Here is a 20,248-nt window from a genome sequence, read left to right as displayed (position 1 = left end):
TTTGACAGCCTTTTTGTATGGTATTCGGAAATTAAAGCATTCCCAGTTCAAACTTCGCTTCCTCACTCATCATATCCTTATTCCAGCTAGGTTCAAAAGTAAGCTCTAAATCAACGCTTTTTACACCCTCTACTTCTGCAGCCTTATCCTTAACTTCCTGAGGCAGTGTTTCAGCAACAGGGCAGTTTGGAGTGGTAAGCGTCATGATAATTTTTACATCACCCTCATCGGAGATCTGTACATCGTATATCAGTCCGAGTTCGTAAATATCCACGGGAATTTCCGGGTCGTAAACGGTTTTAAGTACACTTATAATCTCTTCTCCGATATCAGCAATTTGATCGTCTGTAAATTTCATTTTTTAATCTAGATTGATATTCCTTTTCAACAAATCTTCCTGACGCATGCGCCGGAAAACATTTGCCAAAGTTAAGACATCTTTTTCACAATAGTCAACTATTCGCTGCAAGTCTTTTTCTATGTAGTAGATTGATGAAACCATTGAGCCGTCTATATCATCTTTAGGAGTGGGAATTCCGAAAACATGGGCGAGTAATTCCAGAGAAACAAAGCTTTTATAATCCCCGAATTTCCAAAGTTCCATCGTATCAATATGAGGAATTTCCCAGGGCTTCTTTCCAAACATTTGAAAAGGAACGGGGGGTTGCATTCCATTGATCAAAAACCTCCTTGCAATCCATGGAAAGTCAAACTCCTTCCCATTATGAGCACAGAGAATGATGTCCCTAAGTCTTGGACTGTTAAAAATTTCACCGAATTCCTGAAGCATCTTTTTTTCATCATGCCCCGAAAAGCTTTTGATTTTCAATGTTTCATTTTTTTCAAGCATTCCGATGGTGATGCAGATGATTTTACCGAATTCCGCCATTATGCCGGCGCGGTCATAAAATTCTGCTGCAGAAATATCATCTTTTCGCTGGAATTTTGTCTTTTTATCCCATAATTTTTGATCCGTTTCGGGAAGCTCTTCCCATGATTCCGACTGCGGAACGGTTTCAATATCAATGAATAAAACTTTTTCTAAAGGAATATTTTGTATCATGTGTGTTTGTTTTTATTATCCGACTTGCATTCCATTAGTCACAGGTAATGAAGCTGTTAAAAGGGTGACATCACTTTTATTTTCTCCATATACGCCCAAGACTAAGCACTCACTGAAAAAATTAGCGATCTGTTTTTTAGGGAAATTCACCACTGCTAAAATTTGTTTTCCCACCAATTCTTCTTTGGTGTATAATGAAGTGATCTGTGCAGATGATTTTTTGATGCCCAGATCTCCAAAATCTATTTCCAGCTGATAAGAAGGATTTCTGGCTTTTTCAAAATCATTGACAGAGACTATGGTTCCACATCGCATATCTATTTTTTCAAAATCTGTCCAGGATATTTCTGGTTTTATCGTCATGGTAATGAGTTTGTTAAGTGTTCTATTTCTATTTTTTGTTCCACATATTTTTGCTGTAAGGCAGAACCTTCGCCCATTCTTCTGTAATATTCCAGCGCTTTGTTTCCGAAGAATTTTTTATGAAAATCTGTGACTTCAGGAATCTGAGGGAAAATTTTATGGAAAAGCATTTCAGAATACGCCTGAAATTCTCTTTCATTCTTATCTTCAATAACTTGTCCCGGCGCCTTTTGGCGTACATGGAGCATTTCGTGGGCAATCATATTCAGGACGAGGCTCAGATCAAAATCAAACAGATTTTTGGGTATCATCACTTTTTGAGGTTTTCCCAACTCTCCTTCTGCCGTCAGCAGCATTGAATTCGGGGAAAGCTCTTCCCGGAAGCCAAAGCCTCCAAAATTTTCATGCTCTAATCCAAAAGAATGAATTAAAAACTGTGCGGCATCTATAATCTGGTCATGTTCCTTGTAAGCATCAAGGTGCAGATTGATCTGTTCGAAATTCATTCAGAATATGTTTTTAACAAATGTATTAAAATATTGAAAACTAGAGTGAATTTGAAAAGAGTAAAATTGTTTTTGCTCCGTAAACTACCATTTTTAAAAATAAAATCAATTGAATTTCAAGTAGGTAAACTAAATTTTACACTCTTTAAATCAGTTATTTGCGAAATTTTTCATTTTTTTTAATCATTTCGATGCAAGATTTTTCTAAAGCCGGGTTTATATAGATGAGTACTCAAAAAATAATAATGTTTAATGTAAAAAATAATGTAATGAAGAAATTGACAGTGCTTAAGGCTTTAACAGCCATTTTAATCTTATTGGTAAGTTTTTCTATAATCTCCTGCAAAGATGATGATGTTGAAATTGTGCCCGTAAAATTAGAAGATATTAATGGCAACTACAAAGGAAGACTCATAACCACTCAGGGAATGATGAAGACTGAGAAAATAATTGATTTTAAAGTAAAAAAAGATACCATCGCATTTGCTGAATTTCCGATTGGGGAAATTGTAAAATCGGTGGTGAAAGATCCTGTAAAAGCAGAATCAGCTATAAAAGCTATAGGGAAAGTAAAATACAATCTAAAGTTTGCTTCAAAAATAAACACAGATAAAAATGTCGTAGAACTAAGTTTTGCACCAAACACGCTGGAAATTCAGATTCCTGTAGATGGGGTCAATAAAAAAACAGTAGTTACCATTGCTGCTAAGCAGAAAGGGTTTTATGTAGGGCAGGACAGATCTTTACGATATGGATTGCTGGCAGAAAAAATAACGGTTGATGGAACACCACTCAGTACATATGAGGTTATTAATTACGATTTTCCTTACTGTATTAAGAACTAAATAATAGATGCTGTGAAAATAGATTGTGTTTTTATAAGATGCAATCTATTTTTGCTTTACAATTTTAATCAGTCGTTCAAGAGGACGCGACGATAGTACATGGAAGAAAACAAGGAGCAGATTTTGGTACAACACCTTCTATTGAAGGAAGAAACCGCGTGGAAAGAGCTTTTCGGAGCATATTCCCGGAATCTTACCTATGTGTGTTCCCGTTATATCATTGGAAAGGAAGATGTACATGATGTTCTTCAAAACAGTTTTATTAAAATGTTCCGTTCGATAGAGTCTTTTGAATACCGCGGAAATGGTTCCCTGAAAGCATGGATGACCAGAATTGTTGTCAACGAATCGTTGAAATATCTTAAGCAAAATACGGAATTAAAGTATGTTAACCATGAATTTGAATTTCCTGATATTCCTAATGAAGAGGAACCCAATCTTGAAGAAATCCCGCAGACTGTGATTATGAAAATGATCCGGCTGCTTCCTGATGGATACAGAACTGTTTTCAATCTGTATGTATTTGAGGAAAAAAGTCATAAAGAAATCGCAATGCTTTTAGGAATAGCAGAAAACTCTTCCGCTTCCCAGTTTCATAGGGCTAAAGCAATGCTTGCTCAGAAAATTAAAGAATATAAAATGTCAAAAAAAGCGCAATATGAGTAATCAATGGTTAAATGATCTGCGCAAAAAAATGGAAGATCATGAACAGGATGTTCCGGATGGACTGTGGGAAGATATTGGAAATGAATTATTCTCTGATGAAGATGAAAATATGTTCCCAGGTATCATTCTGGATGATGATATTCAGGAAAGGAAGAAAATTTCAGGGATCAGGAATCCATCATTACTTTATCGTATTGGTGGTGTGGCGGCCGCTATAGTAGTGATCTTTTTTGTCAGCAAAAAAATTTGGAATTCAGACCCTGGAACAGGATCTATAAAGAAAGTTGCAACGTCTCAAACTAAGAATGAAAAAGCAGAAAATAATAATCCGTTAAATAATACACAGAATTCAAATGCAGAAGGATATTCAGGTTTAGGTATCGATTTAAAAAATAATAATTTAAGCCATCCCATAGAAAGCTCAACTTTAAATGATGTTGCTTATGAAAATATTGAAAATAAGGCCATAAACAGCAGTGCAGATATCTTTGGAGATGCAAAAAATGACGTTCAGAATACAGAAAACGTATTCAGTAAACATAATCCGATAATAGAGAACCATTCTCCTGTCAATGAGAATAAGCAGACTGATAGCGAAGAGCTTATAATTCAACTGAAAAGTAAATTACCGGAAAAATATGCTGCTGTTGAACAAATGAAATTGGGAAAAAAACATGATAAAAAAGCATGGATGCTGAGTCTGCTGACCGGAAATGCATCCTCCAACGCTGCTGAACAGCAATTTCCCGGATATGCCACCATGAGCGGAAGCCCGATGAGCGTTGATCAGGTATGGAGCAGCGCCAATTATGACGATGATCCTCTGATGGAAATATTACTGGCCAATCAAAATCAGCAGGTTGAAGCAAAGCTCAGACATAAAATTCCCATTACACTGGGAGTTTCTCTCTATTATAATTTAGGAAAAAAGTGGGGGATAGGAACAGGGATTAATTACACCAAGCTTTCATCCGAACTGCATTCTGGAAGTGCTTCCAATTATATAAAAGGTGATCAGTCTGTTCATTATCTGGGCGTACCGGTCCAGGTCAATTATACGGTCATTAAAAAAGGACCATTTACGGGATATGCTACTGCGGGGGCTCTTGTTGAAAAAGCTGTAGCAGGAACGCTTAAAACAAAATATGTTGTCAATGACGAGATAAAAGAAATTTCAGACGAAAAACTGAATATAAAACCTATACAGTTTTCCGTCAATACCGGAGTTGGGGTACAGCTTAAAGTCATCGATAAGTTTGGTATTTATGCAGAGCCTGGTATCGGCTACCATTTTAAAGACAATAGTGCCCTTAATACCATCTATAAAGAAAAACCTCTGAATTTCAATGTGAAATTCGGTATCCGACTGATGATCGACTGATGAAGCATACTGGATAAAAACATCACCCAATAAATATTTTAATATGAAAACAAAACTAATTCTTTTCGCTTTTTTATTCTTTAGTATATTGAATATTAAAGCACAATGTGTTCCCGTTATTACCAGCCCGAGGCTTGGAGCCCAGTTTGCAGATAAAATTGTGTTCTGCGGTACAGAGACTGAAACCATTTCAACCACCCAACCATTTGCCACCTATCAATGGTATAAGCAGCAATGGGCCTGGCAATTACCCAATGCCAATCCGTGGGTGGCGTTACCTTCAGCAACTTCTCAAAGCTTAACGATCAATGGAAATGATGATATGCTTTATAATTTTAAAGTGGTGGTTACCCAGAATGATTGTATGGCAGAAAGTACACCCGTTATGGCCGACGGATTTGCCTATTCTCTTCCTGCAATGCTAACCACCTTTACGCCAGGAACCTTTCAGCAGGTTGATGCTGGAGAGTATAACGTTTGTAAAGGTGCTTCTGTGACGTTTGAAAATGTATTTCCTGTTTTATATGGTACTCATACATGGTATAAGTGTACACCAGGGGCAATTCCTCCCGTTGCAGGTGATCCCTGTATTGTAAATGGAGTTTCCGGAAGTTCTTATACGGCCACAGAATCTGGAAGCTATGGATTTTATGCCTGTACCGCTTACTGTCCGGATCAGTGTGAATTTTTAGGATTAGGAGGGTTTGTACAGCTGAATTACGGCAACTGGGGCTTTTGCAGTTTAGGAATGGGAGAAACAAAACAGAAACAGAATAGTTTACAGGTATATCCCAATCCTACAGCGCAATTTATTTACATAGGGAAAGAATCCGATAAGGTGTATAAAGAAATCTCAATAATTGATGTGTCCGGAAAACTTGTTCTGCAGAAAAATGATCATCAATTCAGCCAGGCAATAGATGTTAGCAAGTTGGTGCCTGGAAACTATATCATTGTTTCTAAAGATTCCGTAGGAAATATATATAAAAATAAATTTATAAAGAAATAAGAAGATCATACTCCTTAGTAGTTAGTTTTTTAATAATTGGTGAGCCGGTGCAGTATTGTATCGGCTTATTTTTAATAAATAAATTTAAAAATATTGAAAAGAGTATTAATTTTTTCAGGTGAAACAGGAATTTTCCTAAATAAAATATGGATTATTTTTACCTAAAAACACAATCATGCTGATCAAAATTTATGGCAGTGCAATTCATGGTGTTGCTGCACAAACCATTACTATCGAAGTAAATGTAGACAATGGAATAGGCTACCACCTGGTTGGCCTTGCCGATAATGCAATCAAAGAAAGCAGTTACAGGATTTCAGCTGCTTTAAAAAATGTAGGCTATAAAATTCCGGGAAAGAAAATCACCATCAATATGGCACCTGCAGATCTGAGGAAAGAAGGAGCGGCTTATGACCTGAGCATTGCTGTTGGAATCTTAGCGGCTTCAGATCAGATTATGGCAGAAAACATTCAGGACTATGTGATTATGGGAGAGCTTTCACTGGATGGAAGTTTACAGCCTGTCAGAGGAGTTCTTCCCATCGCTATCCAGGCTAGAGAAGAAGGATTTAAAGGAATTATTCTTCCTATGCAAAATACCCGAGAAGCAGCAATAGTGAACAATATCCACGTATATGGAGCCGAAAACATCAAAGAAGTTATTGATTTTTTCAATGAAGGAAAAGCATTGCAGAAAGTAACGCTGGATACAAAAAAAGAGTTTCAGGAAAGAATAAATAACTTCCCGTTTGACTTTTCTGAAGTTAAAGGACAGGAAACAGCCAAAAGAGCAATGGAAGTCGCTGCTGCAGGTGGGCATAATATTATTCTGATTGGTCCTCCCGGAAGTGGTAAAACAATGCTAGCTAAACGGGTTCCCAGTATCCTGCCTCCTTTGACATTAAAAGAAGCGTTGGAAACCACAAAAATCCATTCCGTAGCCGGAAAGATGGGAGCAGAAACCTCTTTGATGACTGTACGCCCCTTCAGATCTCCACATCACACCATTTCAGATGTGGCTTTGGTTGGTGGTGGGAGCTATCCTCAGCCAGGAGAGATTTCCCTTGCCCATAACGGTGTTTTGTTCCTTGATGAAATGCCGGAATTTAAAAGAACCGTTCTTGAAGTGATGCGTCAGCCTCTTGAAGACCGGGAAGTTACCATTTCAAGAGCGCGTTTTACAGTAAATTATCCTGCGAGTTTTATGCTTGTAGCCTCAATGAACCCAAGCCCCAGTGGATTTTTCCCCGACGATCCCAATAATACCTCATCGATATATGAAATGCAGCGTTATATGAACAAACTTTCAGGTCCGTTGCTAGACCGCATCGATATTCATATTGAAGTTCAGAAAGTAGAGTTTGAAAAGCTGTCTGAAAAAAGAAAAGGGGAAAAGAGCACCGATATCAGAACTCGGGTACTATTGGCCCGTGATATGCAGAACGAACGCTATAAAGATCTTAATATCAGTTATAATGCCCAGATGGGTCCGAAGGAAATTGAAGCGTTTTGTGATTTGGATGACACCTCTTTCAGTCTTATCAAATTAGCCATGGAAAAATTAAACCTTTCTGCAAGAGCTTATGACAGAATTCTGAAAGTATCAAGAACGATCGCTGATCTGGAGGGATCCGATTCGATTTTATCGCATCATGTTTCAGAAGCCATACAATACCGGAGTTTAGATAGGGAGTTTTGGAATGTGTAATTATTACAGCTTCTGCTTATTTTCAGAAAGAGGATTACCGAAAATATTCTGACTTTAGAGAATTGTTTTGTGTTATTACTTGAAATTTGAATAAAATGCTGTGTAAATGTTAAATTAATTTAAATTGTAATAGGGAATTGACATTTGTGTTCTATTTATTTCTATATTTAGAGATATAAAGCGGAACCTGAAAAGCTAACAGAGTAAGGACCAAAACATTAATAACTATCTATGAAAAATCTGAAAAAATTAACAAGAGAAAACATGAAATCTGTACAGGGAGGATTTGCCTGCTACTGTAATGGAAAATACATGGGAGAATATTCTTCTGTAACTGCATGTGCGGGAGCTTGCGGGGTAAGTACTGAGCCTACTACACCAACTACTCCTGTATTGACAGCTTAGTCAAATACATTTATTTTTTTATTACGCTGTCCTTAGCTTCTTTGGGCAGCTTTTTTATAATATAGAATCACAGTAATAATTACAGACCAGATAGCCTTGCTGTCTGGTTTTCTGTTCCCCTTTTTTCAAAAAAGATATTAGCTGATTGTAATACGTCGAGTTTTGACGTAGCGCAGGGTGATATTTGTTGTAGTAATCAAATAACAAATAGTATGTGTACACAAAGTGATCAATTTTTAAACCTTGCATGTGACTGTTTTGCCCAAACTGAAGTTTGGTATGACAACAAGCCAATGGACAGTGGGAAAGTAGATGGAGTAATTTATATAGAGTTGCAAGGCAAATTTTATAGGAGAAAGCTGAATGGATTTGTCAATATTCAATGGTATGGTGATGATTTTCAAAAGGCTTTTGATTATCCTGAAAAAATTCCTGTTTATTTCCCAGCGGGAACATATAAAATTAAATCAGGTATCCGGAACAAAGGTAAGGATATCTATGGAGATGGTGCTGAGGCTACTATTTTGCAGGTATATGAAGATATGGAGTATGTTCTTAAATTATCGGGACAGAACGCGTCGTTTAGAAGTTTTTCAATTAATGGTAAGTTGTCCTTAGAACAACCCGATCCTTTACCTGAAATCATTAAACAGACTGATCATTGTATCATTGTTGAAAACGGTAATAGCAGCCGCCTGGTTTCCATAATAGCACAACAATCTAAATATGATAATATTGTTATTTCTAATCTGGGGAATAATTCAAATTTTTTAATTGTTAATTCATTACTGCGAAATTGTGGATCAGTTCTTAAAGGTAATGGCAGCGGTACCACTCTTCCTAATGGAGGAAGCTTAATTACAACGAATATTTCATCTTATGCAGATCTTAGAAAGAATATAGATTTTATTAAAGTAGGAAATGAGATTAGGAATATTTGTGACATTATCGGAAATAATCTTGTGGTGTATCCTGCATTTGAGCCATTTTCCAATGAAAATGTTGAAATTCTGATGGGAAGCAATGTTTTAATTAAGAGAAATCCGGATAATTCAAGAATTAAAATTGAAAGTTCTACTTTACAAAGTTCAGCACTGGCAGGAATTGATGATCATGCTTTATATGGAGCTATTTCTGAGAACAATATTTTTGAACTCCAGACCTGTGGACGAATTGTTGGACGAAAAGACATCAATGGAAATCACGAAATGGTTTTTGCTCCTGCGGATAGATCAAATTATTATGAAGATACTCCTTTTGGTGCAGTGAGGCTGGAACTTGCCTCAGATACTGAAATAGATTCTTCTATGTTTTATCAGGGGCTTAAAGATATAAAGCTTATTGAGGAATATAATACTAAAATTATTTATGGTAGCTATCAGTCCGGATATAAACAGGAGTTTTGTGTCAATTACAGCAATTTTAACCTTGAAATTCTGAGAAATTATATTTTTGAGCAAAGTGCCGCCACGCAAAATGTGGTACTTAACCTACCACTAGAAGCTAATTTTCCTGATATTTTTGATAAATATGGATATAGTTTCGAAATATTAACGGCAAATATTGGTGGAAAAAACATCACGATTAACGCTGAAAACGGCAGTATGATTAATGGACAGCAATCATTTGTGATCGCAGATAATTACAAAAGTTTCAGGCTAATCTGGAATAAAGAATCTAAATGGATAATAGGATAGTACTCACATCTATTTAAAAATAAACAATCATAAACCAGATAGCCTTGCTGTCTGGTTTTTAGCATTAACTAAATGTTTAATTAAAAACTAATATAAAAATGAGGGAGTTTGGATTTCTAAACTCCCTTTTTTCCGTCTAAAATCATTTCAATCATTTTCACTTTTCTCTTCTCCCGGGTTTCTGGTTTTTTTGCATCGTTAATCCAGCGGATATATTCTTTTCTGTGAGTATAGCTCATCCTGTCAAAAATTTCTTTTGCCTTTGGGTTTTCATCAAATACGACAGCAATATCTTCCGCGATTTCAACAATTCTTTCTTCCTGATCTTCAATAAGAGAGACAGAAACCTCATCACCGAACGTTTTTCCCAGTTGTTTTCTGATGTCCTGGGTAAGTCCAAGAATATGACAGTCAGATTTCATTTTTGCAAGGCTGCCGCGGTATTCAACAGCGTTATCAAAAGTAGCTTTAATTCTTACCTGACCTTTTTTACCAAATAGCTTCTCTGTGGAAAATGGAAATTCTACAAAGGCTGCATTCATTTCTCCATTTTGTTTTATAATTGCGGTAAATTGTATTTCCTGGGTTTTCATCATGAATATTTTAATAGATTAAAAATAAAAAAAACCGTGAAATAATATTTCACGGTTTTAAAAATAGATCTGAACAGATTATTTTTTCTTTAATTTTTTAGGCATTGCAGTGGTGCCTGAGTTTTTAGTTTTTGTATCAGCAGGAGTGTTTTCTCCTCTTACAAGTTTCAACTCGTCGATTAGTCTTCTTGCACCGGCGTATTTGTCGATAGTCCAAAGAACGAAACGAACATCCACGTTGATTGTTTTTTGCCATTCCTGTTCAAAAACAATGTCTCCGCTTAATGCTTCACTGTTTCCATCGAATGCAATACCGATAAGGTTTCCGTCTCCGTCAATTACAGGAGAACCAGAGTTACCACCGGTAATATCATTGTTAGAAAGGAAGTTTACCGGCATGTATCCAGCCGCATCAGCATATTGTCCGAAATCTCCAAGATTATAAAGATCGATCACTCTTTGTGGAAGATCGAATTCTTCATCTCCTTTTTTGTATTTACCGACAAGACCTGCCATATCAGTATAATAATTGTCAGTAACTCCGAAGTAGTTTCTGTCATCTCTGATAGGTAATTTATCTACTGTTCCATATGTTAATCTCATGGTAGAGTTAGCATCCGGATAGAATTTTTTCTCTGGCATTGCTTTCATTAAACCAGCTAAGAATAAACGGTTGTTTTTCGCAAAATTGTCGTCTACTTTAGAGAATTTTTCAGTGCTCATTTTCTGATCAGTTACAATACCGTTTGCAATTTTCCAAAGTGGATCTGCATCAAGCTTTAAAGCATCCGGGTTCAACACAAAGTTGGTAGCCGATGTTTTGTTCGCGAAAATTGAAGCATATGCCGTATTGGAAAGCGTCTGAGAGTTTAATCCTAAAATAGTAGGAGAAGCAATGTCTTTATTAGTTACTCTCATTTGATATAAGTTCACCATTGATGCAAGCATTTCTCCTTCTAAAGATGGGTTGAAGTTTTCATAAGCTGCTTTAATAGCTGCTTCAGTTTTAGGCTTCATTGCCAATCTTCCCTGCATATCTTGTGCAGCGTAGGCCTTAAGAACAGACCCTACCTGTAAAGCAAGGCTGATATATTTTGCATTTCTTGAGAATTGAGAAGCGTAATTTCTTTCCACATTTCTTTCAGAAACCTGCTTGTAATAAGTTTCAATGTCTTCTAAGACACCATCATAGATGTCATTTCCTGGCATTACAGACCAGGTTCTGTAGGCTTCTTCGATCTTCTTTTTGTCAGAAATCGTTCCATTTTTATCAACGGCATCAATTGTTCCTTGTCTGTTTTTCCAATAGTTCGCTACAGAAGCATATTGAGAAGCATAATTAAGCTGAGTCGCTTTGTCTTTATCCATATACTTCTTCATCACATCCATTGCCAGTTTAGAAGCCTCTACCCAAGCTGGATAGTCTTTATTTACCATCTGCTGAATACCATAAGAAGTCAGATAACGGTTCGTTCTTCCAGGATATCCCAAGATCATTGAGAAATCACCAGGTTTAACACCTTTAAGAGAAACCGGAAGGAAATGCTTAGGTTTCAAAGGAGTATTGCTAGGAGAATATTCTGCAGGATTTCCTGCTGCATCAGCATACACTCTGAAAACTGTAAAGTCAGCGGTGTGTCTTGGCCATTCCCAGTTATCCGTGTCGCCACCGAATTTACCTAATGAAGAAGGAGGTGCTCCTACCAATCTGATGTCTTTATAATCCTGGTATACAAAATAGTAGAATTCATTTCCGTTGAAGAAATCTCTTACCACTACGGTATATTTTCCATTTTCAGAATTTTCAGTCTGGATCGCTTTAGTTTCAGCATCAATAACAGCTTTTCTCTGCTCTCCGGTCATATTGTTGTTTAGCTTAGAATTGATTCGCTGGGTAGCGTCATCCATTCTCACTAAAAATCGTACATAAAGATCCTTTGCATTAAATTCATCTTTCTGCTTCATTGCCCAGAAACCATTCTTCAAATAGTCTTTTTCCGGTGTAGAAGCTGCCGCAACAGCACCATAACCACAGTGGTGATTGGTGAAAATAAGTCCCTTATCAGAAACAATCTCACCAGTACAGAAGCCACCGAAACTTACGATAGCATCCTTCATGCTGGAATTGTTAACTGAATAAATTTCTTCTGGAGTCAAATGCAAGCCTTCTTTTTGCATATCGACACCATTAAGTCTTTTGATGAGCATTAACAGCCACATCCCCTCATCCGCCCTCATTTGAGCAAAGCCCAATAAGAAAGTGAACAGTAGAAATAGTCTTTTCATTTTATATAATAATTTTTGTGTCGCTAATTTACTAATTTTTACGATATTCTGTTTTGGATTGGTACGAAAATGGGAGGATAAAAGGCATGAAAAAAATAATAGTTGCCCTTTTCTCGGTTTTGTTTTTAGGAATGATGATAAACTGCTCATCAACGCAGGTTAAAAATCCTCATATTCAAAGACAGTGGATGCTTGTTTCTCTTGAAGGGTTTTCTAAAGATGACCTCATTAAAAATAAAGCAGAAATCAACCTGACTGCCAAAAGTGAAAATGGTAAAATCCGGGGATCGGCTTATATGGGTTGCAATAGAATGTTTTTTACCTCAGAATTTAAAAATAACGGGAAAATGAAGATCTCAGGGCTTGGCAGTACCATGATGGCCTGTCAAAATATGAATCTGGAAAATTCTTTTCAGAAAAAATTTGAAAAAATGAACAACTATTCCGTGGAAGGTCATTTTTTAACAATGTCTGATGATAATGGTAATGCTATGAAGTTTGTAGCCGCAGATTGGGATTAATCGACGATTTACATTACATATATAAGATAGAGGTCCGCAATTTGCGGACTTCTTTGTGTTGAAAAATCTCGAAAGTATTTACAGCTAATTAAGGATGGGAATTAAAAAATGAGAGCAGAGGTTTTATGAGGTAACTAGCTGATTTTCATTTTTCTAATTTCTTTAAGCGGAGGCTCGATGATCGAAAGATAAGCCTGTCCAGTTCGGCATTATCTATAACCATACATCTGATATTAGGAATCATCATCTTTTCATAAAAGAATAATATGATGAACTTAAATTAATATTAAAATATAAGGTTAAGTAAAAATGATTTTGTTTTTTCTGCTGAAAATGGTAACTTGTAAAAATCACAAACATAGACAGAATTTAATGTTAGATAAGAAAGAACATAATTACGAGAAAGCCATTTTGGTGGGTGTTATAACACAAAATCAGGATGAAGATAAGCTTACGGAATATATGGATGAATTGGAGTTTTTGGCTTTCACAGCAGGAGCAACGGTACAAAAACGTTTTACACAAAAACTAACTCAGCCTGATTCCAAAACATTTATTGGAAGTGGAAAAGCTCAGGAAATAAAAGAATACGTAAAGGAAAATGAAATAGGGACCGTCATTTTTGATGATGAATTGTCTCCTTCCCAACTTAAAAATCTTGAAAAAGAAATAGAAGTTAAAATTCTGGACAGAACCAATCTTATCCTTGATATTTTTGCCCAAAGAGCACAAACCTCTTACGCGAGAACTCAGGTAGAACTGGCGCAGTATCAATATCTTTTACCCCGATTGACAAGAATGTGGACCCACTTGGAGCGTCAAAAAGGAGGAATCGGGATGAGAGGTCCCGGTGAAACGGAAATTGAGACTGACCGTCGTATCATTCGTGACCGGATTTCCCTGTTAAAAGATAAACTGAAAACGATTGATAAGCAGATGGCTACTCAACGGAATAACCGTGGGAAAGTGGTGCGCGCTGCTTTGGTAGGATATACCAACGTTGGAAAGTCTACTTTGATGAATGCACTTTCCAAATCTGATGTTTTTGCAGAAAATAAATTATTTGCAACATTGGATACCACGGTAAGAAAAGTAGTGATCGGAAACCTTCCGTTTTTGCTGACCGATACGGTAGGATTTATAAGAAAACTTCCGACACAGCTGGTAGAATCTTTTAAATCTACACTGGATGAGGTTCGTGAAGCAGATCTTTTAATCCATGTGGTGGATATTTCTCATGAAAGCTTTGAAGATCACATCGAATCTGTAAATAATACCCTGATGGAGATCAATGCCCATCAGAAACCGATGATCATGGTCTTTAACAAGATTGATGATTTCAGCTATGATAAAAAAGATGAAGATGATCTTACGCCATCTACCAAAAAGAATATATCTCTGGAGGAATGGCAGAATACCTGGATGGGAAAATCTAAATATCCAACGGTTTTCATTTCAGCATTAACGAAAGAAAATTTCCCGGAGATGAAAAGGATGATTTACGATGAGGTAATGAAAATTCATATTTCGAGATTTCCTTACAATGATTTTCTTTTCGAATATTTCGATAATGATGAAGAAGAAGCACAGGAAGAGGAAAAGAACGATTAATGAAATATCATTTTTTTCTTTTATTGATCTTTTTTTCCATTTTTGGATTCAGCCAGAAATCAAAAATTGACATAAAGGGGATTGAGAAAGACCTTACTAATTCTCGGTCCCCTTACTATTATGAAAGGCTTATTTTTAAATATAAGGCTTATCCAAAATCCTTAGACAGTATCGAATCACGCTATTTGTACTATGGGCGAAATTTCAGAAAAGACACAATTTCTACCTCAGATGAACGTTTCAAAAGTCTTGCTGAGGCTTTCAAACAGAATAATTTTGCCGACTGCATAACCCAGGGAAAAATTCTATACGAAAAAGACCCAACCAATCTGGACATTCTATTGATTTTGCTTCGGGCTTATGATGATCAAAAAGACGGAGAGAATTTAATCTATCACCTTAGCCAGTTCCGGGCACTTACAGACGGTATTAAAAGTTCCGGAGACGGACTTTCTGAGAAAACAGCTTATCAGGTTAATTCTGTAGGGGATGAATACATTCTTCTGAATATTCTCAATATAGGAGAAGAGTATACAAGAAGCTCCAAAGCTTCTAAAAAGGGGATGCTTGACATCTGGGAAAAAGACGACAAAAAAATATATATTAAAATACTTTATACAGACTTATAAATTAAAAAAAAGAAAACTTAGTGGAGTTATATTATTCATTTTCAGCGTTAATCGTATTAGCATCAATATTCGCATACCTTAATCATAGATTTCTTAAGCTTCCGAATACCATCGGGATCATGGTGATTGCCATCATCGTTTCTATTTTTCTGGTTCTATTTGGAGAAGCGGTACTGCCAAGAACTTTCGGACATCTTAATCAATTAATGAACAGCATCGACTTTACAGAAGTTCTGATGGGTGCTATGCTGAATTTCCTGTTGTTTGCAGGAGGGATTCACATTAATATTGATGATCTTAAAGAACAGTTCCGGCCTGTGCTTATATTTTCCACTGCAGGAGTAGTGATCTCTACCTTTATCGTGGGATTTGGAATGTTTTATTTATTACCGCTGGTGGGAGTTCACCTTCCTTTCATTTACTGTTTGGTTTTTGGAGCCTTAATTTCACCTACGGATCCTGTGGCTGTTTTAAGTATCCTGAAGCAGGCAAAAGTATCCAAATCACTAGAAACAAAAGTAGCCGGAGAATCTCTTTTTAATGACGGTATGGCGGTAGTGGTTTTCACCGTAGTATTGCAGCTAGCAGTCGGAAAAGAAGTGGATCTGGGCGTTGAAAGTATTGGACTGTTATTAATGAAAGAAGCCGGAGGCGGTTTGCTGTTAGGTGTTTTATTAGGATGGGTTACTTCAAGGTTGATGCGTGAGGTAGATGATTATATTATTTCGGTATTGGTAACACTCTCTGTCGTAATGGGAGGATATCTTATTGCAAGGCAGATGCATATTTCAGGACCTTTAACGATGGTCGCTGCCGGATTATTTATGGGTAATTTCAATGTAAGATTTAAAATGAAATCTATCACACAGGATTATCTGATTAAATTCTGGGAACTGATTGATGAAATTCTGAATGCCGTATTATTCCTGTTCATCGGTTTTGAATTGTTGATGATCAAAGATTTAAACCATTTCATCATTCCTGGGCTTATAGCGATTCTTGTCGTGCTGGCTGCCCGTTTTATTTCCATTTGGGGGCCTTCAAAATTCATGTCATTCAGGACGAGGTTCAGCCCTCAGACGATAAAAGTTCTTTTCTGGGGCGGTATCAGGGGAGGAGTTTCCATCGCTTTGGCCATGTCTATCCCTAAAAGCGAATACAGCAATATCATTTTAAGTATTACCTACTGTGTGGTTGTTTTCTCTATTATTGTTCAGGGACTTACGATTGCCAAAGTAGCCAATCCGAATAAAATTGCTGAGGAAGAAGGGGAGTTGGAAAGTGTTGCTTTAGAAGATCATAAATAATTAATTGAAAATTAGACAGTCAGTATTTTGAAAAGTCTGAGTTTTTCAACGTATACTGAATCTATGCTATAGTAAAAACCATTGATCATAAAAACTTGTATCCGTATGACAAATACCATCGTAAAAGAAATACAAGAATCGCTCGCTGTTTTATCAATTCCTGAAAAAGCAGCATTCTTTCCCAGGTTCTTCAAAACCGGTAAAGGTGAATATGGTGAAGGCGACCTGTTTTTAGGGGTGAAAGTCCCGGATCAGCGTGCTGTTGCTAAAGAATATTATGCAAAAATCTCTTTATCCGATCTGGGTATCCTCCTTTCTTCAAAATACCATGAACATCGGTTAACGGCTTTATTTATGCTGATATCAAAGTTTGAAAAAACTAAAGAGAAATCGGTAAAAGAAAAAATCATTGAATTCTATCTTAATCATCTTCCATATGTCAACAATTGGGATCTTGTAGATTCCAGCTGTTATAAAATTCTTGGCAGGTACGCATATGAGAACAAGAAAGAAGAGCTTTTGAGAAACCTTTCTGCCTCTGAAGAAATGTGGCATAAAAGAATTGCCGTCGTAGGGACCATGCATTACATAAAAAAAGGATCTTTTGAGCTGACGAAGGAATTTGTGACCGCCAATTTAAAACACACCCATGATCTGATGCATAAGGCTAACGGCTGGCTATTGCGTGAAATGGGAAATAAAAATGAAACCGAACTGATTACTTATCTCAATCAATACTATAAAGAGATGCCCAGAACCTGTCTGAGGTATGCCATTGAAAAATTAGATGAAGACCTAAGACAAGATTATCTTAAAGGAAGAGTGTAGTTCTCCTTATGCTGGATGCAATTCAAAAAATAATTCATGACTCAGGCATTTTAAAGCTGGAATTAAGTAATTTTGTCATTTTAAAACCCAAATTATGAAAACTTTTCTCAGGCAGTTTGCAATGCTTTTTCTCTTACTGCTATTAACGAGTTGTTTTGATATTGTAGACAAAGTAAGTGTTAAAGCTGACGGAACCGGCGAATATACCGTAATTCTGAACGCCAGCAAAAGCAAAACAAGACTCGCTTCAATCTCTAAAATGGAGACCGTTAACGGAAAAAAAGTTCCCAAGAAATCAGAAATTGAAAGTAAGATTAATGAAGCAGCCAGGATTTTCAAAGCAACTCCCGGAATCAGTAATGTGAAAACAACGATGGATTTTGACAATTACATCATCAAACTAAGCTGCAACTTCAAAAAAATTGAAAACATCAACGCCGGATTAGAGCAGCTGAAAGCTAAAAACATTGTTGGGAAAATGATTCCTACGCAGATTTACAGTCAAAATATTGCAAAAAAATCATTCACCAGAAACAAAATAAATACTTTCAAAAGCGATTACGATAAGATGAGTACGGCCGACCGGGAAATCTTTACGAACGCCAAATATACTTCTATCCTTCAGTTTGAAAATATGATAAGCTCTCAAAGCAACAGTTCCTATTCACTTTCGCCCAATAAAAAAGCGCTGAAGCTGGATGCCAATGTTTTAGACCTTATCCTTCAGAAAAAACAAATACAAAATAATATCCTATTCCAATAATCCTACACCATGAAATCTGTTATATTAAAAACACAACAAATTGCATTTCTGCTTTTAGGTTTTGTGCTTATTTCTGCACAGCAAAAGATGAAAATTCCTGCCGATGCTCCTTTCTATATGGAAATCAACGGCAAGCAGCTCAATAAAAAAGTTAATTGGGAAAAACTGAATCCTTTTATACAGGAGATCACCAAAAAAGACAAAAAAAGCAAAGAAAAATTTTCATGGAATGACTATTCCAAAACGGGAATTAAATATGACGCGACTCAATATCATTATGCGACCTTTAATGATTCCATACAAACGTATACCACCCATTTTATTTTAGATAATAAAGAAAAATTTCTGGAATTCATTAATTCTACCAAGAAGAAAGGACTGGAAATTTCAAAGAAAAGCAAATATTCCTACGTAGACATAGGAGATAATACTTTTGTGGCATGGAATGATAACCGTGCCGTTTTAAGTGTAGTAAACTATAGCAAACCATACAAAGATCTTTGGAAGGATGATGTAGTGGTAGACAGTGTTGCTGCGGTTGTAGACAGTGCTGCTGCTGTAGTGGATACCGCATATGCCGATGAGCCGGAATTGCCTTTTAATTACAAAGATGAGATCAAAAATCTGAAAGACGATATTAAATATTTAAAAGACAATATCAAAGATAATAACACTGAAATTGCCAGAATCCAGAAAGACATCAAGTACCTGGAAAAGCACCATGAGTATCCAAAAGAGGAGAAAGAAACAACCGATAAGGAATATTCTGAAAATGATGCCGAGGTTGCGCCTCCTGCTGTTAAAGAAGGAGAGCCGGAAAATGAAGATTTTCCTGTAGACACCGCGTACCAGAAAGAAATGGATTCTTTGCGGATAGAAGAGTTTAAAATCGTGAAAAAATTTGCAGAAGACTGCTTTGAAACGTATTTCAATTCAAATTTAGAACTGGATGTTCCTCAGGGAATGCTCAATTTCCGGGATCCCAATTCAGATGTTTTCGTATACACCGATTACGGTAAAATCGTTAAAGACGGAATTTACGGAAGAATGATGAAGCGTTACGATTTCAATCAGTTTTTCGACAAAGTATACAATTCAAACACATCATACAATTTATATTTTGACAAAGACAAAGTAAAATTGGTCAACACCTATCAGCATAAAAACACGGAAATTCAGAAAAATATTTCTTCCATATACAAAGGAAAGAAAAACAAAAAACTGATGGCACTTATTAATGATAAGAGCATTGGATATTATGCAATGAATGTGAATGGCAGCAAGTGTTTTGATATGATGTACAGCCTGTTGGATAACACCGGAGAAGGAGAATATGAAAAAGAAATGCAGCTGATGATGGAGACGATGAAGATTGTGCTGGATGAAGAAGCCATTGCTAAAATAGCACCGGGAAATGGAATTTTTGTTTTAAACGAGTTGAAATCCAAAAAAGTAGAATATACAGATTATGATTACGACGCTGATTATAATGAAAAAGAAGTGAAGAAAACCAAGGACGTTATGGTGCCTAATTTCACTTTTGCTTTTGCTACAGAAAATGAAAAATACTGGAATCGTATTTTCAATGTATTGGCTACCAATAAAAAATTAGCAAAAACATTCTCAAAAAGAGGAGATTTTTACATTTTTAAAGAGGAAAAAAGCGCAGGATATATTGATGAGCTGTTTTTTACGGTAAAAGACGGAATTGTATACTTTACTACCTCAACGGATAACATTCTTCCTAAACCTCAGTCTGCAATCTCTAAAGAATGGGCTAAAGATTCAGGGAAATATCCGTTAACCGGAAGATTTGATATTCAGAAACTTTTAATCGGTTTGGAAAAAGAATTCAAAAGTACCTCAGAAAGAAAGACATTGGATGTTCTGAGAAAACATATCGGTGAAGTATATTATAAAACAGAGGCAAAAGGAGACCGGATAGAGACCGAAATCGACTATAATATCAAAGACTCTTCAGAAAACAGTTTGATGTATTTCTTTGATGTGTTTGACGAGATCTATAAAATTATGGAAGACCCTAAAAAAGAGCTGAAAACATTGTAA

Annotated in this window: 20 protein-coding genes; 14 read left to right on the top strand and 6 right to left on the bottom strand. The window is 36.3% G+C overall.

The annotated features are described in order from the left end of the window. Nucleotides 1-31: 31 nt before the first annotated feature. From IW15_RS01820 to IW15_RS01805, 4 genes are read right to left on the bottom strand one after another with little or no spacing between them, the layout of a single operon-like run. Nucleotides 32-358, bottom strand: a complete 327-nt coding sequence (locus tag IW15_RS01820) for an SUF system Fe-S cluster assembly protein (protein WP_034708813.1) — start codon at nt 356-358, stop codon at nt 32-34. A 3-nt stretch (nt 359-361) separates the two neighbouring features. Then, on the bottom strand, nt 362-1,063 hold the full coding sequence (locus IW15_RS01815; RefSeq protein ID WP_034708812.1) for a 3'-5' exonuclease: 702 nt from the start codon (nt 1,061-1,063) through the stop codon (nt 362-364). A gap of 15 nt (nt 1,064-1,078) precedes the next feature. Next, entirely contained in the window at nt 1,079-1,426 is a 348-nt protein-coding gene (locus tag IW15_RS01810; protein ID WP_034708811.1) for a tRNA-binding protein, read from the bottom strand. Beyond that, complete coding sequence (locus tag IW15_RS01805) at nt 1,423-1,932, bottom strand: hypothetical protein (RefSeq protein WP_034708810.1); 510 nt, start codon at nt 1,930-1,932, stop codon at nt 1,423-1,425. Before IW15_RS01805 ends, IW15_RS01810 begins: the two co-directional genes overlap by 4 nt. 269 nt (nt 1,933-2,201) lie before the next feature. Here IW15_RS01805 and IW15_RS01800 point away from each other — a divergent pair, with 269 nt between their 5' ends. The 7 genes from IW15_RS01800 to IW15_RS01775 all read left to right on the top strand — a co-directional run bounded on the left by IW15_RS01800 (nt 2,202) and on the right by IW15_RS01775 (nt 9,643). Next, the gene (locus tag IW15_RS01800; RefSeq protein ID WP_034709806.1) at nt 2,202-2,777 is read left to right on the top strand and encodes a DUF4840 domain-containing protein; all 576 of its coding nucleotides are present in this window, start codon (nt 2,202-2,204) and stop codon (nt 2,775-2,777) included. A gap of 99 nt (nt 2,778-2,876) precedes the next feature. After that, nucleotides 2,877-3,443 (top strand): RNA polymerase sigma factor, encoded by a 567-nt coding sequence (locus IW15_RS01795; RefSeq protein WP_034708809.1) that lies wholly within the window; start codon nt 2,877-2,879, stop codon nt 3,441-3,443. Continuing rightward, the gene (locus IW15_RS01790) at nt 3,436-4,824 is read left to right on the top strand and encodes an outer membrane beta-barrel protein (RefSeq protein WP_034708808.1); all 1,389 of its coding nucleotides are present in this window, start codon (nt 3,436-3,438) and stop codon (nt 4,822-4,824) included. Before IW15_RS01795 ends, IW15_RS01790 begins: the two co-directional genes overlap by 8 nt. 43 nt (nt 4,825-4,867) lie before the next feature. Beyond that, complete coding sequence (locus tag IW15_RS01785) at nt 4,868-5,833, top strand: T9SS type A sorting domain-containing protein (RefSeq protein ID WP_034708807.1); 966 nt, start codon at nt 4,868-4,870, stop codon at nt 5,831-5,833. Between the two features lie 175 nt (nt 5,834-6,008). Further along, on the top strand, nt 6,009-7,541 hold the full coding sequence (locus tag IW15_RS01780; protein WP_034708806.1) for a YifB family Mg chelatase-like AAA ATPase: 1,533 nt from the start codon (nt 6,009-6,011) through the stop codon (nt 7,539-7,541). A gap of 231 nt (nt 7,542-7,772) precedes the next feature. Then, nucleotides 7,773-7,946: a bacteriocin-like protein gene (locus tag IW15_RS22670; RefSeq protein WP_165585150.1), complete on the top strand. Its 174-nt coding sequence runs from the start codon at nt 7,773-7,775 to the stop codon at nt 7,944-7,946. Nucleotides 7,947-8,158: 212 nt separating this feature from the next. Beyond that, nucleotides 8,159-9,643, top strand: a complete 1,485-nt coding sequence (locus IW15_RS01775; protein WP_034708805.1) for a hypothetical protein — start codon at nt 8,159-8,161, stop codon at nt 9,641-9,643. Between the two features lie 116 nt (nt 9,644-9,759). Here the strand turns inward: IW15_RS01775 and IW15_RS01770 are convergent, their stop codons facing one another. Further along, on the bottom strand, nt 9,760-10,236 hold the full coding sequence (locus IW15_RS01770; protein ID WP_034709805.1) for a YdeI/OmpD-associated family protein: 477 nt from the start codon (nt 10,234-10,236) through the stop codon (nt 9,760-9,762). A 78-nt stretch (nt 10,237-10,314) separates the two neighbouring features. Further along, the gene (locus IW15_RS01765) at nt 10,315-12,522 is read right to left on the bottom strand and encodes a S46 family peptidase (protein ID WP_034708804.1); all 2,208 of its coding nucleotides are present in this window, start codon (nt 12,520-12,522) and stop codon (nt 10,315-10,317) included. An 86-nt stretch (nt 12,523-12,608) separates the two neighbouring features. Here IW15_RS01765 and IW15_RS01760 point away from each other — a divergent pair, with 86 nt between their 5' ends. The 7 genes from IW15_RS01760 to IW15_RS01730 all read left to right on the top strand — a co-directional run bounded on the left by IW15_RS01760 (nt 12,609) and on the right by IW15_RS01730 (nt 20,248). After that, a complete protein-coding gene (locus IW15_RS01760) occupies nt 12,609-13,043 on the top strand; it encodes an META domain-containing protein (protein ID WP_034708803.1) in 435 nt (144 codons plus the stop codon). A 372-nt stretch (nt 13,044-13,415) separates the two neighbouring features. Continuing rightward, a complete protein-coding gene (gene hflX / locus IW15_RS01755) occupies nt 13,416-14,654 on the top strand; it encodes a GTPase HflX (protein WP_034709804.1) in 1,239 nt (412 codons plus the stop codon). Continuing rightward, nucleotides 14,654-15,283 carry a DUF4919 domain-containing protein gene (locus IW15_RS01750; protein WP_034708802.1) on the top strand — a complete coding sequence of 210 codons (630 nt, stop codon included), beginning with the start codon at nt 14,654-14,656 and terminating at the stop codon, nt 15,281-15,283. The genes hflX and IW15_RS01750 overlap by 1 nt, the downstream gene beginning before the upstream one ends. 20 nt (nt 15,284-15,303) lie before the next feature. Beyond that, nucleotides 15,304-16,590 carry a cation:proton antiporter gene (locus IW15_RS01745; RefSeq protein WP_034708800.1) on the top strand — a complete coding sequence of 429 codons (1,287 nt, stop codon included), beginning with the start codon at nt 15,304-15,306 and terminating at the stop codon, nt 16,588-16,590. A 105-nt stretch (nt 16,591-16,695) separates the two neighbouring features. Continuing rightward, nucleotides 16,696-17,418 carry a DNA alkylation repair protein gene (locus IW15_RS01740; protein ID WP_034708799.1) on the top strand — a complete coding sequence of 241 codons (723 nt, stop codon included), beginning with the start codon at nt 16,696-16,698 and terminating at the stop codon, nt 17,416-17,418. Between the two features lie 94 nt (nt 17,419-17,512). Beyond that, on the top strand, nt 17,513-18,181 hold the full coding sequence (locus tag IW15_RS01735; protein ID WP_034708798.1) for a hypothetical protein: 669 nt from the start codon (nt 17,513-17,515) through the stop codon (nt 18,179-18,181). 9 nt (nt 18,182-18,190) lie between these two features. Continuing rightward, complete coding sequence (locus IW15_RS01730) at nt 18,191-20,248, top strand: hypothetical protein (protein ID WP_034708797.1); 2,058 nt, start codon at nt 18,191-18,193, stop codon at nt 20,246-20,248.

Origin of the sequence: Chryseobacterium soli (assembly GCF_000737705.1) — a bacterium.
GTDB classification, from domain to species: Bacteria; Bacteroidota; Bacteroidia; order Flavobacteriales; family Weeksellaceae; genus Chryseobacterium; species Chryseobacterium soli.
Note: the sequence above shows the minus strand (reverse complement) of the source record. Positions and strands in the feature narration are given on the sequence as shown.

What these genes read in the sequence shown, in the direction of transcription:
- IW15_RS01820 (WP_034708813.1), bottom strand. Translation starts at nt 358, where the DNA reads ATGAAATTTACAGACGATCAAATTGCTGATATCGGAGAAGAGATTATA.
- IW15_RS01815 (WP_034708812.1), bottom strand. Translation starts at nt 1,063, where the DNA reads ATGATACAAAATATTCCTTTAGAAAAAGTTTTATTCATTGATATTGAA.
- IW15_RS01810 (WP_034708811.1), bottom strand. Translation starts at nt 1,426, where the DNA reads ATGACGATAAAACCAGAAATATCCTGGACAGATTTTGAAAAAATAGAT.
- IW15_RS01805 (WP_034708810.1), bottom strand. Translation starts at nt 1,932, where the DNA reads ATGAATTTCGAACAGATCAATCTGCACCTTGATGCTTACAAGGAACAT.
- IW15_RS01800 (WP_034709806.1), top strand. Translation starts at nt 2,202, where the DNA reads ATGAAGAAATTGACAGTGCTTAAGGCTTTAACAGCCATTTTAATCTTA.
- IW15_RS01795 (WP_034708809.1), top strand. Translation starts at nt 2,877, where the DNA reads ATGGAAGAAAACAAGGAGCAGATTTTGGTACAACACCTTCTATTGAAG.
- IW15_RS01790 (WP_034708808.1), top strand. Translation starts at nt 3,436, where the DNA reads ATGAGTAATCAATGGTTAAATGATCTGCGCAAAAAAATGGAAGATCAT.
- IW15_RS01785 (WP_034708807.1), top strand. Translation starts at nt 4,868, where the DNA reads ATGAAAACAAAACTAATTCTTTTCGCTTTTTTATTCTTTAGTATATTG.
- IW15_RS01780 (WP_034708806.1), top strand. Translation starts at nt 6,009, where the DNA reads ATGCTGATCAAAATTTATGGCAGTGCAATTCATGGTGTTGCTGCACAA.
- IW15_RS22670 (WP_165585150.1), top strand. Translation starts at nt 7,773, where the DNA reads ATGAAAAATCTGAAAAAATTAACAAGAGAAAACATGAAATCTGTACAG.
- IW15_RS01775 (WP_034708805.1), top strand. Translation starts at nt 8,159, where the DNA reads ATGTGTACACAAAGTGATCAATTTTTAAACCTTGCATGTGACTGTTTT.
- IW15_RS01770 (WP_034709805.1), bottom strand. Translation starts at nt 10,236, where the DNA reads ATGAAAACCCAGGAAATACAATTTACCGCAATTATAAAACAAAATGGA.
- IW15_RS01765 (WP_034708804.1), bottom strand. Translation starts at nt 12,522, where the DNA reads ATGAAAAGACTATTTCTACTGTTCACTTTCTTATTGGGCTTTGCTCAA.
- IW15_RS01760 (WP_034708803.1), top strand. Translation starts at nt 12,609, where the DNA reads ATGAAAAAAATAATAGTTGCCCTTTTCTCGGTTTTGTTTTTAGGAATG.
- hflX (WP_034709804.1), top strand. Translation starts at nt 13,416, where the DNA reads ATGTTAGATAAGAAAGAACATAATTACGAGAAAGCCATTTTGGTGGGT.
- IW15_RS01750 (WP_034708802.1), top strand. Translation starts at nt 14,654, where the DNA reads ATGAAATATCATTTTTTTCTTTTATTGATCTTTTTTTCCATTTTTGGA.
- IW15_RS01740 (WP_034708799.1), top strand. Translation starts at nt 16,696, where the DNA reads ATGACAAATACCATCGTAAAAGAAATACAAGAATCGCTCGCTGTTTTA.
- IW15_RS01735 (WP_034708798.1), top strand. Translation starts at nt 17,513, where the DNA reads ATGAAAACTTTTCTCAGGCAGTTTGCAATGCTTTTTCTCTTACTGCTA.
- IW15_RS01730 (WP_034708797.1), top strand. Translation starts at nt 18,191, where the DNA reads ATGAAATCTGTTATATTAAAAACACAACAAATTGCATTTCTGCTTTTA.